Here is a 1,884-nt window from a genome sequence, read left to right as displayed (position 1 = left end):
TTTCCATGCCAGTTTTGGTTGAAAATGCTTGTCATCTCAGGTGTACACTTTTCTCATGAGGCCTAACTGCATGATTTTACGTTGCGAAGATCCGTCGTTTCGCTGGGCTGCCAGCATAAAATCTATTTATTCAACAAAGCCGTTTACTTTTTGAACATCAGCCGAAAAGTTGGCTGATGCAAATTCAACGGAGCATTCTAGAGATTCAATCTTTGTCAGAACATTCTTATGCTGCTTGTGGAAGTAATCAGCTACAGCTTGTGAGGTAGTTACCGCTTTGCCGTTGTGGATGAATACACGAGGTTCTTCAGTTTGCAGGTTTTCTGCTAATGCTGGAAGGGCCATAGTAGCCTCCGATGGTCGTATTAATACTACCCACCACCGAGAGTTTCCAGACTCTGATTGGTGGTTAGCTGAACGGGGCTGGAAAAACCGGATACAACCAACCGGCGAGTTTTTAGACTCCCCCATCCAGCCCACCATTGATACGTGGCTAGATGTGCGACATAAAAAACACGCTCGCGGCGTGTCATTTTGTCGCGGTTGTATCCAACAGGTTTCCAGACCCGGCACCTGAATTTGCAGATGCAGAGAGGCTATAGCGCATGGGTTGATCTTCCGTCAATAAGATTACTGGGTTACACTTGGCTTAACACAGGAGGATTTCCCATGGGTCAAGTCGCATTTGATACATTGCAGGCGTCAGAAGAGCTTCAGACCGCTGGGCTTACCAGTGAGCAAGCCAAGGCGATTTCGCTCGTCTTACGCAAGTCCCATGAGGTAGCGGATGTGGCTACCAAGCGTGACCTTGAGGACGTGCGCAAGGACTTAACGATTCAGATAACTGACGTTCGCAAAGATATGGACGCTCGCTTCGAGAAGACCGAGGCGCAGATAGCCGATGTGCGTAAGGACCTATCAGCAGAGATAGCCTTGCTTCGTAAGGATGTTGAACATACCGCGAACGGACTATTGATAAAATTAAGTGCTGTAATGCTTGGCATTGCTGGTCTGACATCGACCATTGTCACTGTGGTCATTAAACTGCTTTGATATTTTAGCAACATCCCTCCCGCGTCAGGGAAAGCCTGATTGCATAGCCGCCTGTTGACAGGTGGTGAGGTACGAGCATGTTTAAGATTTTGTGTAAATGCCTTTCCTCAGAAGTGACCGTCAAGGCGGTCACCGAACTCGATAATAAAGCGACTCATTTGTACTAGCTCAGACCTGATCTGACAGTTACCGATTATTTGTACAGGTGTCTGTCAGATTACATCTGGTTCAGATTCTTTGTACTAGCTCAGATCTGATCTGACAGTTACCGATTATTTATACAGGTGTCTGTCAGATTACATCTGGTTCAGATTCTTTTCTGCCCAGATCCGTTTTCCATCGAGTAAAGTGGCCATCGGCGTACGCCCGCAGCACGTTTTTCCCTGATGAGTTCTCTCATTATTGTAATGCCACAACCAGTTGTCCAGATCTACCTGCAGGCTTTCCAAGTCTCCATATAACTTCTTGCGGAACGTAACCTGATAAAAATCCTGCAAAATGGTTTTATGGAAGCGCTCGCAGATGCTGTTCGTCTGCGGAGACATCGCCTTCGTTTTCGTATGCTCGATATCGTTGATAGCCAGATAAAGCTGATAATCATGCTGCTCCACTTTACCACAGTACTCCGTACCCCTGTCGGTCAGTATTCTCAGCACCAGCAGTCCCTGAGACTCGTAGAACGGGAGTACGCGATAATTGAGCAGGTCGGCGGCGGTGATCGGTGTTTTATTCGTATACAGCTTGCAGTGGGCTTTGTTGAATAAATAGAACTTTTGGGTAATCATCGGAGCAGATCACCACAGTTGTTTCAAAATCAGGTCTCCATGGCAA

Annotated in this window: 1 protein-coding gene and 1 pseudogene; one reads left to right on the top strand and one right to left on the bottom strand. The window is 46.9% G+C overall.

All coding sequences use genetic code 11. From position 1 onward, the window contains the following. The first annotated feature begins 669 nt into the window (after positions 1 to 669). The gene (locus QZ506_RS05550) at positions 670 to 1,053 is read left to right on the top strand and encodes a hypothetical protein (RefSeq protein WP_291969639.1); all 384 of its coding nucleotides are present in this window, start codon (positions 670 to 672) and stop codon (positions 1,051 to 1,053) included. A 296-nt stretch (positions 1,054 to 1,349) separates the two neighbouring features. Here QZ506_RS05550 and QZ506_RS05545 read toward each other — a convergent pair. Then, positions 1,350 to 1,814, bottom strand: a pseudogene (locus tag QZ506_RS05545) (integrase core domain-containing protein); the annotation flags it as partial. Positions 1,815 to 1,884: the final 70 nt, after the last annotated feature.

It is taken from the genome of Candidatus Symbiopectobacterium sp. (assembly GCF_020054415.1).
Classification (GTDB): domain Bacteria; phylum Pseudomonadota; class Gammaproteobacteria; order Enterobacterales; family Enterobacteriaceae; genus Symbiopectobacterium.
The sequence above is the reverse complement of the archived record's forward strand: the minus strand, read 5'-3'. Positions and strand labels throughout refer to the sequence as shown.